Source organism: Phreatobacter stygius (genome assembly GCF_005144885.1).
Classification (GTDB): domain Bacteria; phylum Pseudomonadota; class Alphaproteobacteria; order Rhizobiales; family Phreatobacteraceae; genus Phreatobacter; species Phreatobacter stygius.
This window is the reverse complement of the sequence record NZ_CP039690.1, coordinates 5894512-5909420: the sequence shown is the minus strand read 5'-3', so window position 1 is coordinate 5909420 and position 14909 is coordinate 5894512. Positions and strand designations below refer to the sequence as shown.

Sequence of the window (14909 nt, the reverse complement as noted above, 5' to 3'; positions counted from 1 at the left end):
GTCCCTGTCAGCTGGCCTTGACCAGCACGTGTTTCTTGCGACCAAAAGACAGCTTGAGCACGCCGTCCTTCAGATGCCCGGCATTGACCAGCAATTGCGGGTCGGCGAGCGCCTCGTCATTGAGCCGGAGCCCGCCGCCCTGAACCTGGCGGCGCGCCTCGCCGTTGGAGGCGACGAGGCCGGCGCGGACGAACAGGGCGAGCACGCCGATGCCGCCGGCAAGCTCGGCCGCCGGCACGACAATGGTCGGCAGGTCGGCCGAGACCTGGCCCTGCTCGAAGGTCTGGCGCGCGGTCTCGGCGGCCGCCTCGGCCGACTGCCGGCCATGGATCAGCGCGGTCGCCTCGGTCGCCAGCACCTTCTTGGCATCGTTGATCTCGGCGCCGCCAAGGGCCGAAAGCCGGGCGATCTCATCCATCGGCAAGGTGGTGAACAGCTTGAGGAAGCGCGACACGTCGGCATCCTCGGTGTTGCGCCAGTACTGCCAGTAGTCATAGGCCGACAGCATGTCGGCATTGAGCCAGACCGCGCCGGCGGCGGTCTTGCCCATTTTGGCGCCGGACGAGGTGGTGAGCAGCGGACAGGTCAGGGCGTAGAGCTGGTGCGTGCCCATGCGCCGGCCGAGATCGATGCCGGTGACGATATTGCCCCATTGATCCGAGCCGCCCATCTGCAGGTTGCAGTTGTAGCGGCGGGCCAGCTCGACGAAGTCATAGGCCTGCAGGATCATGTAGTTGAATTCGATGAAGCTGAGCTCCTGGTCGCGGTCGAGCCGGAGCTTGACCGAATCCATGCTGAGCATGCGGTTGACCGAGAAATGCCGGCCGATGTCGCGCAACATCTCGATATAGTTGAGCTTCGTCAGCCATTCCGCGTTGTCGGCCATGACCGCGTCGGTCTTGCCGTCGCCGAAGGTCAGGAACTTCGAGAACACGCCCTTGATGGCATTCTTATTGGCCTCGATATCCTCGAGGGTGAGGATCTTGCGCGTCTCGTCGCGGCCCGAGGGATCGCCGACCCGGGTCGTGCCGCCGCCCATCAGGGTGATCGGCTTTCCGCCGCCGGTCTTCTGCAGCCAATGCAGCATCATGATCGACAGGAGGTGGCCAATATGCAGCGACGGCGCGGTGCAGTCGTAACCGACATAACAGACCACATCGCCCTTGGCGGCCAGCTGGTCGATGCCAGCGAAATCGGAGGACTGATGGATGAACCCGCGCTCGGTCAGGATGCGCAGGAAGTCTGATGTCGGGGTCGTCATGATCTTTCCAAGCCGGATGAAACCGCCCGGGCCTCGCGCCCGGCGGGCAGCCGGTGTAGCAGAGGAAACCCACGATTTCATCCTTTGAGTCGTCTTGGTCGGGAGAGCCATTTTTGACCGGAAAGACCCTCCGCGCGATCGGCCTGATGTCCGGCACGTCGATGGACGGCGTCGATGTCGCCCTTCTCGATACCGACGGCGAGACGATTTCGGGCTTCGGCCCGACCGGCTACCGCGCTTATGGCGAGGACGAGCGGGCCCTGCTGCGCGAAGCCCTGAAGGAAGGTTCCAGGCTGCAGGACCGGGTGACCCGCACGCCGCTGCTGGCCAAGGCCGAAGAGCTGATCACCCGCGCGCATGCCGAAGCGGTGGAGGCCTTTCTCGCGGCCAACGGCCTGACCCGTGCCGATATCGGCGTGATCGGCTTTCACGGCCAGACCGTCATCCACCGTCCGGACCTGAAAATGACCGTGCAGATCGGCGACGGCCTGGCGCTGCGCCAGCGGCTCGGCATTCCCGTGGTCTATGACCTGCGCCAGGCCGATATCGCGGCCGGCGGCCAGGGCGCGCCGCTGGTGCCGGTGTTCCACCGGGCGCTGGCCGCGCAGAAGGCGCTGCCGCGGCCGCTCGCGGTGGTCAATGTCGGCGGCGTCGCCAATGTCACCTTCATCGGCTCGAACGACGAGCTGACCGCCTTCGATACCGGCCCGGGCAATGCCCTGATCGACGACTGGATGCGCGAACGGACCGGCCACGCCATGGACGACAATGGCGTGATGGCGGCGAGCGGACGCGGTGACGAAGCCCTGCTCGCCTGGCTGCTGGTTCACCCGTTCTTCGCCAAATCGCCACCGAAATCGCTCGACCGCAACGCCTTCGCCCATCGCATCGTCGGCAATGTCTCGACCGAGGATGGGGCGGCGACGCTGACCACCTTCACCGCCCGCTCGATCGCCCGGGCCGCCGACTTCGTGCCCGAGCGCCCGGTGCTCTGGATCGTCTGCGGCGGCGGCGCCCGCAATGCCGAGCTGCTCAGGCTCCTGGCCTATCACGCCCGCGCCGAGGTGAAGACCGGCGAGGCGGTCGGCTGGTCGTCCGACTTCCTCGAGGCCCAGGCTTTCGGCTTCCTGGCGGTGCGCTCGATGCACGGCCTGGCGCTGACCTTTCCCTCGACCACCGGCGTCAGAGAAGCCTCAACCGGCGGCGTGCTCGCCGGAGCGTGACCGAACCTCCCCGGGGGTGCCCTGCCCTGTCTTTCGCCCCACTCGCCTTGGCCGGCGCCTGGGACTATCCTCGTCGCGACGAGGAGCGTGCATGTCCTACACAGTCGAAGACCTCAGCCCCGAGGATGTCGCCGCGGCGCTGGCCAATGACGAGATCCTGCTGGTCGATGTGCGCGAGCCGCACGAACTCCTGATGGCCCGGATCCCGGAGGCGGTGAACCTGCCGCTGTCGCGTTTCGATCCCTCTGATATCCCCGATCCGCAAGGCAAGCGCGTGGTGTTCATGTGCGCCGGCGGCGTCCGCTCGGTGCAGGCGAGCGAGATCGCACAAGCGCATGGCCTGCCCTATCACCAGCATCTCGCCGGCGGCATCAAGGCCTGGGCCATGGCCGGCCAGGATTTCGAGCGCGGCTGATGCAAGCTCTGGTTCTCAATCGCTTCGGCCTCGACGGCCTTGCCTTCGAACAGCGCGAGACCCCGGCCCCCGGCCCTGGCCAGGTGGCCATCGCCGTCGAGGCGGTGACCCTCAATCGGCGCGACCTCCTGCTGGTCGAAGGCGTCTACAATCCGCGCCAGACCTTCCCGGTGGTGCCGGGCTCGGATTGCGCCGGCACGGTCACGGCGGTCGGCCCCGGTGTCACGGCGTTCAAGCCGGGCGACCGGGTGGTGCCGGCCTTCTTCCCCGACTGGGTCGACGGCGAACCGACCATGGCCAATCTGATGTCGTCGCGCGGCGGCCATGGCGGCGACGGCGTGCTGGCCGGCACGGTGATCTTTCCGGCCCGCGGCGTCGCCCACATCCCGGCTCATCTGAGCGCCGCCGAGGCGGCGAGCCTGCCCTGCGCCGGGTTGACCGCCTGGTCGGCGCTGTCGACCCATGGCGCGGTCAAGGCCGGCGACACCGTGCTGATCCAGGGCACCGGCGGCGTTGCCATCTTCGCCCTGCAATTCGCCAAGCTTCTGGGCGCAACGGCGATCGTCACGACCTCGTCCGACCGCAAGGGCGAGGCCGCCAGGGCGCTCGGCGCCGACCACATCATCAATTATGCCGCCAATCCGCGCTGGGCCGAAGCCGCGCGGCAACTGGCGCCCGGCGGTATCGACCATATCATCGAGGTCGGCGGCGCCGCGACGCTGGAAAGCGCGCTGCGCGCGATCCGGCCAGGCGGCATCATCTCGCTGGTCGGTGTGTTGTCCGGCGCCATCGCGCCGTTGAACCTGCCGCTGGCGGTGATGCGGCGGGTGCGCCTGCAGGGCATCACGGTCGGCTCGGTCCGTGAATTCGAGGCCATGCTGGCGGCGATCGGCAAGGCCCGGATGAAGCCGGTGGTCGGCGCGACCTATGCCTTTGCCGACAGTCTCCAGGCGTTCCGGGCGATGAAGGCCAATAGCGTGTTCGGCAAGATCGCCATCGGTCTGGCGGGCTGACGCCGTTACCGCAGCACGGTGATCACGACTGGTTGATTTCGGAGCAAACAAGTCGTGGATGCCCGGGACAAGCCCGGGCAAGACGATGTGTTGACCTGACGGGTGTGCCGGGCCACGGCGCGGACCCCGCGTCCGTCTCCAGGGAGCCCCCCTCGTCTTGGCCGGGCTTGTCCCGGCCATCCACGACTTCAGCTCAGTTCCTCACGGAAAACGACCCATTCAGGGTGCGCGTCACCCCAACTGGTAATTCCCGACGGCGCCCACCCGCGTAGCGCAACCAAACCCGGATGGGAACGGGGGCCGCCGAGCGCAACACTTGACCCTACGTCACCCCTGTGCAGGATCCGCGCGGGGGCGGCCTGTGACGATTCAAGGTCTATGCAGCATGCGCATGACGATACCGGCTTCGGCCCTTGCCTTCACCCTCCCCGCTCTGGCTTTCTTGGCGCTCGCAGCGCCATCAGCTTCGGCCCAGAGCTCCACGAGCGCGCTGGCCGGCGCCTGGGCTCAACGGTCGAGCGGCGAGGAACTGACCCCGGTTTCCCGCATCAGGCTGGTGCCCAACAGCAGCGGCTCGGGGCTCACGCCAACCCCGCAGACCCAGGTGATCCCGGTCCAGGTCGAGCGCGCCATGAGCCTCGACATCCGGCCCGATGGCCGTTTCCGGTGGGTGATCGACAAGAAGCGGGCCTCCGGCACGACCAATTCATCCTGCGTCATCGCCACGCGCGAGGAAAAGCTCGGTCATGTCCAGGTCATCGGCGATCAGGTGACCTTCGTCGTCACCGGCGGCTCGAGCGGGTCCAGCGACAGTTGCGATCCCGCCCGCGCCACATCGGGGGCCGGCCGCCAGGGACCGGAAACCTATTCTTATGGAACCGGCGGCGGCGGCCTGCGGATCAGCGGTCCGGGCGGCGTGAACTGGACGTTCACCCGGCGCTGAACCATTCGAGCGCTCAGCCGCCGCGTCGGCCATGCCTTGGGCCAGGGCCACGGCATGGGCATGGCCGCCGCCGACACGCCCAATGGTCACGGACGAAGCGGGCATGGGCGCGTCCCGTGCGGCGCCCATCGCGCACGGCCCCGCCGCGCCCGTTCACGCGCGGGCGCCAGATCTCAACCTGAAGAAAGCGCCATAAGGTCCATCAATAACAGCATTTATTCGCTTGGACGCCATGGAGAAGGGCGGCCGCGGGCAAAGCCCGTCAGCGAATGGCGCCGCCCTGCTCGTCCGAGCGAACGACGCTGCGGCCGCGGAACTCGAACATCTTGCGCAGGAAACCCGGGGCCACCGCCGAAAGCGGATTGACCGTCAGCTTGGGCTGACTGACCTGGCCGGCGATCTCATAGGTGATGCCGATGACACCCTCATCCGGCGCGCCGCCGAGGAAAAAGCCAAGAACCGGGATGCGGGCGAACAGATTGTTCAAGGCATAAGCCGGGACATAGGTGCCGCGCAGCCGGAGACGATCCCGGCCGGTGTCGAATTCACCCTCGACGGTGGCGCCGATCGCCGCGCCCCAGAGCAGGCCGTCGCTGACCGTCACCTTGCCCTGGGCGCGCGTGAACCCGGCGCGCAGCCTGGAAAAAGCGAAGGCGTCGTTCGGCTGCTGCGCGCGGGCCGCACCGGGGGCCTCGCCGGCCGCCGCCACCATGCCGGCAATGGCCCGGTCGCCCCGAATGGCGAAATTGGTGATCTCGATATTGCCCTCGCGAATACTGCCATCGGCCTGGGCCGGCGTCATGACGAGCGCCAGGTCACCGCCCTGCAGCGTGCCCCAGAGGTCGAGGAAGCGGAGCGTCGCCCCGGCGTCGCCCGAACTCACCACCAGGCGCTGGCCGGCGCCCTGGCCGCGCAATTCGACGGCGAAGGGGGCGTTGCGTCCGACCCGGCCGCTGGCAGCGAGCACGCGGATGTCGGAGCCGCGCTTCACCGTGCGCAGCTCGAACTGGCGGATGACCTCGCCATTGCCGCCGGCAATGGCATTGGCCTTCATGTCGATCTCGAGTTCGCCGCTCTGGCCCGGGCCGGTGCCGCCACCTGGGCGCGGCGCCTCGGTCATCTGGCGCAGCAATTGGCGCGCGTCCATCATCTCGCCGCGCACCGTCACCTTGTGGCCGGAGCCGGCGCGTTCGACCCGGATATTGATCCGGTCGCCGTCGGACAGGTTATAGGCCGGGAACAGACCGGAGACGAGGCCGCCGCTGTTGTCGAGCACGGCCGAGCCGCGCACCAGCACGCCGCGGCCTTCCACCACCATGTCCTCCAGGCGCCAGCCGTCATCGGTCTCGACAGCCACGAAACGGGCCTTGGCGGCCTGCCCCCTCGGCTTGTTCCAGCCGGGCAGCAGTTCGGCGAGCGCGGCCTGGGTCAGATCGGCCTCCACCGTGTAGCGGCCGGAATCATCGCCTTCGGTCGTCACCTTGAGCGGCGTCGGCCCGACCACGCGGGCGCCAATATTCAGGCCGAGGCGGCTGCGGCCGGCGTCATCGAGCGTGGCGGTCAGGCGGATCACCGGCTTGGCGTCGGGCCGGGGCTTGCGATACTCGAAATTGGCCTGGGCGCCGCCAAGCCTGCCCTCGCCGCGCATCAGGAAATCGCGCGGCGTGGTGACGACCTTGAAACTGGCATTGTCGACCCGCATCTCGCCAAAAACCTTGTCGCCCGAGAAGGCGGAGAAATCCGCCTCGACCCGATAGTCGATCTGGCTCTGTTGCAGCTTGTCGGTGATCGGCACGTTGACGGTGACATTGGCCACCACATTGCCGCGCACCGGTCCGGTCGGCAGCGTCGGCCCGGTCGCAGCGCCCTTGAACGCCTCCTGGCCCAGCAGGGCGAAGGCGGCGTCGGCCGAGCCTTCGAGGCGGAAGCGGCTGGCCGACTGCGGATCGGCGACCCGGTGCTCGGCGATCGCGAATGTGCCCTGGCTGAGCGTCAGCCGCCTGCCCGGCGCCGGCTCGACCGTGCCGCGCAGCACGGACAGGCGTGTCGCCTGGCCGTCGACCAGCACGTCGATATCGGCCTCCTTCAGCGGCGACAGGTTGGGCAGCAATTTGAGCGAGGTGCCGCGCAGCTTCGACTGCACCAGCAGCGCGTCCGGCTCCAGCAGCACCGGCATGGTGGCGAGCTGGCCTTCGGCGATCTCGAGCCGGATGGTGGTGTCCTCGGCCGTGCCGCCGGACATGTTGTCGACCACCCAGTCCCGGACATAGGGGTTGGTGATGCGCGGCCACAGCTTGACCGCCTGCGCCAGCGGCATGCGCCCGGCACTGACACGCAGCGACACCGCCGGCGCCGCATTGGTCAGCACCGCCTGGCCGGTGACGGTCGCGACCGTCTCGGCACCCTGGTCGATGTTCATCCGCTCGATCGACAGCACCCGGCTCTCCGGCTGGTAGACGAAGCGGGAATTGGTCAGGCCGATCGGCACCGGCGGTTCGTGCGGGTTCAGCAAGGCGGCAACCGTGGTCGCCTTGGCGATCTCGACGACCAGCGGCTCGCCCGGATTGGCCGGCGCCCAGACCGTTCCGTTCAGCTCGCCGCGGTTCTGGCCGGCGGCGATCTGCACCCGCTCGACGCTGAGGCCGCGCGTGCCGGCCTGCCAACGGACATCGGCGGCGGCGTGATCGATGCCGATGCGCATCTCCGGATTGTTCAGGTCGCCGACCGTGCCGGCGCCGAGCACCACCCGGCCGAAAAAGCCGGATGGATCGCCCGATGCGTCGAGCATGGCGCTCAGCGAACCGGAGATCGGCGTGTCGGCATGGAACACTTCCGGATGCTGCAGGGCGAGGCTCAGATCGCGCGGCGACAAGCCGGCCATCACCAGGTCGATCTTGCGCCGGCCCTCGCCGTCACGCGCCGTGATCAAGGCCGTCGATGTCCAGCGGGCGCCCGAACCGGAGGCACCGACCCCCAGCGTCAAGCCGCCGTCATGCGGCGCAGCGAGATCGAAATCGATGCCGCCGAAGATGAAGCGTTTGCCGGAACGGACGTCGTCGACGATCACCGTGCCGTTGCGCAACCCGATACCGACCAGGCGATGGCCGTCCAGGCCGGATTTCTCGATCAGGTCGAGCCAGATGCCCAGCCGGCGAAACGGCGACATTTCCGGCTCGGGCAGGTTGGAGGTGAGTTCGGCCTGCGGCGCACGGCCGGCCTCGGCTTCCGGCTGGGGCCGTTCGGCGCCCGGACCCGCGCGGAACTGGCCGGCGGCGAAGGCGATCTGGCCGTCCTCGCCAACCTTCAAGGCGACCGAGGCGCCGACCAGATCGATGCGGCGCACCGAGGGGCGGCCGAACAGCGGCATGCCGTCGAGGCCGAGCGCAACGCGCGGCATGGAAATGATTCGCCGGCCATCGGCGTCGAGAATGGTGACATCCTGGGCTTCGACCTCGACCCGGCCGGAGGGGTCACGCGCGGCGACGGCCGAGCCGATGGTGACGGTGCGGCCCTCGCCGAGCTGGCTCGACAAGGAATGGGCGATCCAAGGCGTGAGCATGTCCAGCGCCACGCCGCCGCCGCGATGGATCTGCCAGGCCAGGAAAGCGCAAGGGGTGGCCAGCGCCAGGAGAACTGCGGCAAAAAGGCCGACGGCGACGCGTCGACGGGTCGACCAGCGCCGGCTCAGCCAGCCGGACAGGAACGGCGGAACGCGCCGATTGACCCACAATGCAGCAAACCGGCCCGTTCGAACGGACCCGGACGCGCAAACGCGGCCCTGGTCGGCACCCATCTCCATTCCAGCTCTTCCCCCACTTCAGCGACCCTCTAGGCCTGCGGCTTGTTGTGGCGCGGTTGCGCCCATTGTTCCATTCTGCCCACGCCCTGTTAACCGAACGTTGGCCACGAATCGCAAGAGCGGACCAGTAAAATCGGTCCACCACCACTTCGCGGGCCTTCGGGAAAATCACGAGAACTTCGTGGGATTCCGTCGTCGGGCCCGAACAGGGCGCCTGAGAACCGCGCGCACACTCTCCTACAAACCTGACAAAAGGAAGGCATCATGGCCCTTTCGACTGGCGACCTGGCTCCGGACTTCTCGCTTCCCGCCGACCGCGGCGGCACGGCGAGGCTTTCCGAGCTGCGCGGCAGCAAGGTCGTCGTCTATTTTTATCCCAAGGCCAATACCGAGGCCTGCACCGTCCAGGCCCAGGATTTCACCCGGCTGAAGGCGGATTTCGACAAGGCCGGCACCACCGTGCTCGGCATTTCGCATGACCCGGTGAAGGCGATCGACAAGTTCCAGGCGAAATACGATCTCGGCATCAAGCTGGCGACCGACGAGGGCCTCGATACGCTCGACGCCTATGGCGTCTGGGGCGAGAAATCCATGTATGGGCGCAAATATATGGGCATCGAGCGGACGACCTTCCTGGTCGGTCCCGACGGCAGGATCGCCCGAATCTGGCCCAAGGTCCGGGTCAAGGGGCATGCCGAGGAGGTGCTGGCGGCGGCGATCGAGCTCTAGCGCCGGCCCCGCAGCCGGACTTGCCGACCAGGCGCGCCAGGAGCCGGTCGAGCATCGCCATTTCGCCCTCGGACAGCCGCCGCCGACCACCTCTTCGGCGGCGGCGGCCTGGACCGGCCCCATCAGCCGGCGCCGGTCCCTGCCCGCCTCGGTCATGACAATGACGTGGCCGCCCCAAGCCATTCGCCCGCAGCCCGACATCCCAAGCCCGACATCCCAAGCCCGACATCCCAAGCCCGACATCCCAAGCCCGACATCCCAAGCCTGCAACCTTGGCGACGCTTCGTTAACCTTAATCGGCGGTAATGCAGTGTCTCGTTCGCGTACGGAATCGTTCGCCGATGTCACGGAATGACCGCCTCCATCATGCCCCGCCCGCTCACGATGCGAGCCGGCGGGCGCCGATCCCCAAGGGCTCGATCACCTTCGTCTGGCGCAGCAAGGCCGGGCTGAAATCCGCGTCGCTGTCCTATCTCGCTTGCGGCGCGCTCGGCGGGCTGACGGTGGCGCTGGGCATCTGGGGCGCTGCGGTGAGCAGTTACCTGGTGTTCAAGGACGACATCCTGAGCGGGCTCATGAACCGCCAGGCGGCGGTGCAATATGCCTATGAGGACCGCATCCGCGACTTGCGCGCGCAGCTCGACCGCTTCACCAGCCGGCAGATGGTCGACCAGAGCGAGGTCGAGCGACGGGTCGACCAGATCGCCCGGCGCCAGGCGATCCTGGAAAGCCGCCAGTCGATCGTCGCCTCGATGTCGGAAGCGGCCGGATCGCCGCGCGGCCGTCCGGCGGGCCAGCCTGCGGCCTCGCCGCCGCCCCTCCCCGAGGCGCGCCCGCTGCCGGTCGGCGACACGCTGCGCCTGGCGCCGCCGGTCGAACGCCAGTCGCGGCTCGAATCGCGTGTCCAGCCGGTCCGTGCCGCAACCGAAGCGCCGCACTTCCGGCTGGCCTCGCTGCCGTCGGCTGCGCCGCCCAAGGCCGATGTCATCGCCCGGGTCGAACAGTCGCTGGAACAGGTCGAGCTCGCCCAGCAGACCGAATTGCAGACGCTGGAGACCCGCGCCGAGCGCCAGGCCCGACGGATCCGCGCCGTGCTCACCGATCTCGGCCTCGACCAGGCGCGGCTGGCCCAGGCGCCCGAGCGCAGCGCCGGCGGCACCGGCGGCCCGTTCCTGCCGATCGCCGAGCCGCGCGCCGAAGCCTCGCCGTTCGAGCGCCAGGTCTTCCGGCTGCAGGCGGTGATCCGCGATCATGATCGGCTGAACCGGCTCGCCGCGACCATCCCGCTCGGCCGGCCGCATGCCGGCGACCTGGAGCAGTCATCCGGCTTCGGCCCCCGTCTCGACCCGTTCCTGCGCACCTGGGCCATGCATTCCGGCATCGATTTTCGCGCGGCCACCGGCGAAGCGGCGCGCGCCACCGCCGCCGGCAAGGTCACCCATGCCAGCACCATGGGCGGTTACGGCCTGATGGTGGAGCTCGACCACGGCAACGGCATTTCGACACGCTACGCCCATCTGTCGCGCATCGACGTCTCGGTCGGCGACATGGTCCGCGCCAATCACCGGGTCGGCCGGGTCGGTTCCACCGGCCGCTCGACCGGCCCGCATCTGCATTACGAGACCCGGATCAACGGCGAAGCCGTCGACCCCTTGCGGTTCCTGCGCGCCGGGTTGCGGCTCGCCAGCGCCGAGTGAGGCCATGACATGGGTCCGCGCCACGCTTCCGTCATGTCGCGCGCCGCTCCCTTAATTCATGGCGAATGGGTGTTGCAGAAGGGCGACGTACCCCCGAACACATGGCCCGTCTTCAGGCCGCGACCGACGCAAGACGACGATAATCCGACGGCGTGATGCCGCAGGCCTGTCGCCAGGCGTGTACCAGATGCGCCGAATCGAAAAATCCCGCCGTCTGGGCGATCATCGTGAGCGAGCCGCTCGCCGTTCTGATGGCATGGCCGGCAATGGTCAGGCGAATGGCCTGGCGCAAGGCGCTGAAGCTCAGGCCGGCGCGCGCCAGGTCGCGCTGCAGCGTCCGCCGGGCGCAGCCGAGCGCCGCGATGCAGTCGGCAAGACTGGCGGCCGGCTCCGCATAGAGGCAGTCGACCAGATCGACCAGGCCGGCGCAGGCGCCATCGAGCAGGCGCGCATTGACGGCCAGCCGCCTGGCGTCGTCGATCCCGCGCGCCGCGGCTTGAGCCGAGGGAAGGATGAGCCCGACGCAGGTGGCGATGACCTGCGCGCGGAATGCACTGTCCGCTTCCGCCGAGCGAACCGCGCGATGCAGGCGGACGGTCCCGTCGGCCGACAGGGAGGTATCGACGCCCAGCGGCGCCGATCGGTTGAAGCCGTTCCAGCGCCGCTCGAAGCTCGCCAGGTCGGGGGCGGTGCGCATCAGTTCGGCGATCGGATTGGCGTCCAGCGCGATCAGCGGCGTCATCTGCCGCTCCAGCCGCCCGGGCGTGGTGCGCCCGCGGGCCGCGCGCGCCGCGGCCTGATGATAGTCCGCGTCGTCGATGAAGCCGTTCACCACACGATTGACCGACCAGGCGAACAACCGGCGCGGCTCCTGCGGCCCCGGATCGAGCGACGCGCCAAGCAGGTGATAGCTCTTCCAGCGCGTCATGACGGCCCGCGGCTGGGCCGCTCTGATCAATCCGGCCCGCCCTGGAGAATTAGACGGCGTGGCACCGCCATACAAGCCGGCGCCGTCTCACCCTGCCAGAAAGGCCGCCTCCGACACGTGAGGCGCCATGATGGACAGACGATGCTTTCTCACCCGGGCCGGCATGGCCGGCCTTGCAGCCACGGGCGCGATCGGCCTGCCGCACGCCGCCGCCGGCCACGACGATGACCTCGCCGCGCTGGATGCGACGGCGCAGGCGGACCTCGTCCGGCGCGGCGAGGTCAAGCCCGCAGAGCTCCTCGAAGCCGCCATCGCCCGGATCGACAGGCTCAATCCGGCGCTCAACGCCGTCGTCGCATCGTTTTACGAGCGCGCCCGGCGCGCGGCCGCCCAGCCGCTGCCGGAAGGCCCTTTCGGCGGCGTGCCCTATGCGCTCAAGGATCTCTTGGATCTGCAAGGCACTCCCCGAACCGCGGGATCGCGGCTTCTGGCCAGGCACGTCTCCGCCGCGACCAGCGACATCGCCGCGCGCTCGATGGCGGCAGGCCTGATCGTGCTGGGCAAGACCAACACGCCGGAATTCGCCCTGAACGCCTCGACCGAACCGCTGCTGTTCGGTCCCTCGCGCAACCCGTGGAACCCCGGGCGCTCCCCGGGCGGTTCGTCCGGCGGCGCGGCGGCGGTGGTCGCGTCGGGCATGCTGGCCATGGCGCATGCCAGCGATGGCGGCGGCTCCATCCGCATTCCGGCCTCGTGCTGCGGCCTGTTCGGCCTCAAGCCCAGCCGCGGCCGAATGACCGGCTCACGCCAGAGCGATGCCGGCGTCGACCATTGCCTCAGCCGCTCGGTGCGCGACAGCGCGCGGCTGTTCGGGTGGAACCAGAGGCAGGACGCGGCGGCGCCTCTGGCCCCCGTCGCGCTCGGCGCCGACCCGGCCGCGCGGCGCCTCAAGATCGGCTTTTCGAGCCAGGGCATCCTCGGCCATGAGCCGGCGGCCGCCGTGAAGGCCGCCCTGGAACAGACCGCCAGGCTCTGCGCGGGCCTCGGCCATCAGGTGGTGCCGGCGCGGCTGCCGGTCGAGGGCGAGCTGTTCTTCCGGCACTTCATGGTGGCCTGGAGCGCGGGCGCGGCGCGCGCGGTTCAACAGGCCAGGACCGAACGCCAGGACCCGGAGGCGGTGCTGGAGCCGTGGACGCTGTTCCTGGCCGCGCATGCGCGCGCCCAGGCCGCCGATGCCGGCCAGCTGGCTGGCGCCTATTTCGCCGAGGTCGCGCGCCGGTTCGACCGCTTCTTCACCGACTATGACGTGATGCTGACCCCGGTGGTCGATGACGAACCGCCCGAGCTCGGCCATCTCGGCCCTGATGTCGGCGGACCGCAGATGTGGGACCGGCTGGTGAAATATGTCGCCTATACGCCGGTGCACAACGTCGCGGGCACGCCGGCCATGTCGGTGCCGCTTAGCATGAGCCCGTCGGGCCTGCCCATCGGCAGCCAGTTCTCGGCCCGCGTCGGCAACGAGAAGACGCTGTTCGACCTGGCGTTCGAGCTGGAACAGGCGAGCCCCTGGGCGCAGCGCCGGCCATCTCTCCGCTAGCGGCAGGCATGAGACCTGGCACAGGATCGGCCCTGCCCCACCGGCAGGGCCATCGGCCTCATTCGACGTCGTCGGTGTCGCCGGCCTTGGTGCCATAGGCGCGCATGGCGAGCGTCGCCTCCATGAAACCGTCGAGATCGCCATCCAGCACGTCGGAGGGCACGCCCGAGGTTTTCCCGGTCCGCAGGTCCTTCACCAACTGATAGGGCTGCAGCACATAGGAGCGGATCTGGTGGCCCCAGCCGATATCGGTCTTGGCGGCGAAATCGGCGGCGGCCGCCTCTTCGCGGATCTTCAGTTCCCGCTCATAAAGCTTGGCGCGCAGCATCTGCCAGGCCACCGCCCGGTTGGCATGCTGTGAACGCGAGCCTTCGCTGACCACCATGACGCCGGTCGGGTTATGGACCAGCCGGACGGCCGATTCGGTCTTGTTGACGTGCTGGCCGCCGGCGCCGCCGGACCGCATCGTGTCGATGCGCACGTCGCTCTCGTTCAGCTTGATGTCGATCTTGTCGTCGACGACAGGATAGACGGTGGCCGAGGCAAACGAGGTATGGCGGCGGGCATTCGAATCGAAGGGTGAAATGCGCACCAGGCGGTGGACGCCGGCTTCCGTCTTCAGCCAGCCATAGGCATTGTGGCCCTTGATCAGCAAGGTGGCCGACTTGATGCCGGCCTCTTCGCCCTGGCTCTCCTCGAGCACCTCGACCTTGAAGCCGCGGCGCTCGGCCCAGCGCGTATACATGCGCATGAGGATCAGGGCCCAGTCCTGGCTCTCGGTGCCGCCGGCGCCGGCATGGACTTCCAGATAGGTGTCGTTGGAATCGGCCTCGCCCGACAAGAGCGCTTCCAGCTGCAGGCGCTGCGCCTTGGTCCGGGCCTCGACGAGCGCCTTGGCGGCCTCGTCCAAGGTCGCGGCATCAGCCTCGGCCTCGGCCATTTCGGCCAGTTCCAGGTTGTCGGAGAGCTCACGGTTGATCTCGGTCAACGCGCTCATGCGACTGTCGAGCGCGGTGCGCTCCTGCATGACCTTCTGAGCCTTCTCCGGATCGTTCCAGAGATCATTGCTCTCGGCGAGCGCGTTCAGTTCGGCGAGGCGCTTCTGGGAGGCATCCCAGTCAAAGATGCCTCCTCAGGAGTCCGACCGACTCCTTGATGGCCTCGGCGGTGGCGACGATGTCGGCACGCATGGCTCTGTCCTACGGGGTTTCACGAAAAGGAGGGCGCACCCTAGTCAGGACGGGCCTCGTGTCAATGCGGCAAGGCCGCCGCCGCGCGCCCCTGCCGGTTCGACAGCAAGGCGG

Annotated in this window: 11 protein-coding genes; 7 read left to right on the top strand and 4 right to left on the bottom strand. The window is 68.7% G+C overall.

The window, feature by feature from the left end; translation table 11 throughout:
- Nucleotides 1-7: 7 nt before the first annotated feature.
- The gene (gene tyrS, locus E8M01_RS27855) at nucleotides 8-1261 is read right to left on the bottom strand and encodes a tyrosine--tRNA ligase (protein WP_136963129.1); all 1254 of its coding nucleotides are present in this window, start codon (nucleotides 1259-1261) and stop codon (nucleotides 8-10) included.
- Nucleotides 1262-1374: 113 nt separating this feature from the next.
- On the opposite strand from tyrS, the gene E8M01_RS27850 reads away from it, so the two are divergent.
- The 4 genes from E8M01_RS27850 to E8M01_RS27835 all read left to right on the top strand — a co-directional run bounded on the left by E8M01_RS27850 (nucleotide 1375) and on the right by E8M01_RS27835 (nucleotide 4855).
- On the top strand, nucleotides 1375-2484 hold the full coding sequence (locus tag E8M01_RS27850; RefSeq protein WP_136963128.1) for an anhydro-N-acetylmuramic acid kinase: 1110 nt from the start codon (nucleotides 1375-1377) through the stop codon (nucleotides 2482-2484).
- 91 nt (nucleotides 2485-2575) lie between these two features.
- On the top strand, nucleotides 2576-2899 hold the full coding sequence (locus E8M01_RS27845; RefSeq protein WP_136963127.1) for a rhodanese-like domain-containing protein: 324 nt from the start codon (nucleotides 2576-2578) through the stop codon (nucleotides 2897-2899).
- Nucleotides 2899-3912, top strand: coding sequence for a zinc-dependent alcohol dehydrogenase family protein (locus E8M01_RS27840; protein ID WP_136963126.1), 1014 nt, complete (start codon nucleotides 2899-2901; stop codon nucleotides 3910-3912). Before E8M01_RS27845 ends, E8M01_RS27840 begins: the two co-directional genes overlap by 1 nt.
- Nucleotides 3913-4303: 391 nt before the next feature.
- The gene (locus E8M01_RS27835; protein ID WP_136963125.1) at nucleotides 4304-4855 is read left to right on the top strand and encodes a hypothetical protein; all 552 of its coding nucleotides are present in this window, start codon (nucleotides 4304-4306) and stop codon (nucleotides 4853-4855) included.
- 262 nt (nucleotides 4856-5117) lie between these two features.
- On the opposite strand, the gene E8M01_RS27830 is transcribed toward E8M01_RS27835, so the two are convergent.
- A complete protein-coding gene (locus tag E8M01_RS27830; RefSeq protein WP_136963124.1) occupies nucleotides 5118-8585 on the bottom strand; it encodes a YhdP family protein in 3468 nt (1155 codons plus the stop codon).
- A 333-nt stretch (nucleotides 8586-8918) separates the two neighbouring features.
- On the opposite strand from E8M01_RS27830, the gene bcp reads away from it, so the two are divergent.
- Both bcp and E8M01_RS27820 read left to right on the top strand, forming a co-directional pair.
- Nucleotides 8919-9383 (top strand): thioredoxin-dependent thiol peroxidase, encoded by a 465-nt coding sequence (bcp, locus tag E8M01_RS27825; protein ID WP_136963123.1) that lies wholly within the window; start codon nucleotides 8919-8921, stop codon nucleotides 9381-9383.
- Nucleotides 9384-9724: 341 nt separating this feature from the next.
- The gene (locus tag E8M01_RS27820; protein WP_170182111.1) at nucleotides 9725-11080 is read left to right on the top strand and encodes a M23 family metallopeptidase; all 1356 of its coding nucleotides are present in this window, start codon (nucleotides 9725-9727) and stop codon (nucleotides 11078-11080) included.
- A 112-nt stretch (nucleotides 11081-11192) separates the two neighbouring features.
- Here the strand turns inward: E8M01_RS27820 and E8M01_RS27815 are convergent, their stop codons facing one another.
- Nucleotides 11193-12083 (bottom strand): helix-turn-helix domain-containing protein, encoded by an 891-nt coding sequence (locus E8M01_RS27815; RefSeq protein WP_136963121.1) that lies wholly within the window; start codon nucleotides 12081-12083, stop codon nucleotides 11193-11195.
- Nucleotides 12084-12135: 52 nt separating this feature from the next.
- Here E8M01_RS27815 and E8M01_RS27810 point away from each other — a divergent pair, with 52 nt between their 5' ends.
- Complete coding sequence (locus E8M01_RS27810) at nucleotides 12136-13605, top strand: amidase (protein WP_246088459.1); 1470 nt, start codon at nucleotides 12136-12138, stop codon at nucleotides 13603-13605.
- A gap of 58 nt (nucleotides 13606-13663) precedes the next feature.
- On the opposite strand, the gene prfB is transcribed toward E8M01_RS27810, so the two are convergent.
- Nucleotides 13664-14795, bottom strand: a protein-coding gene (gene prfB / locus E8M01_RS27805; RefSeq protein WP_136963120.1) for a peptide chain release factor 2 whose coding sequence is annotated in 2 segments (ribosomal slippage) — nucleotides 13664-14725 and nucleotides 14727-14795 — 1131 coding nt in all. Because the reading frame shifts where the segments join, the coding sequence is not laid out codon by codon here.
- Nucleotides 14796-14909 lie beyond the last annotated feature (114 nt).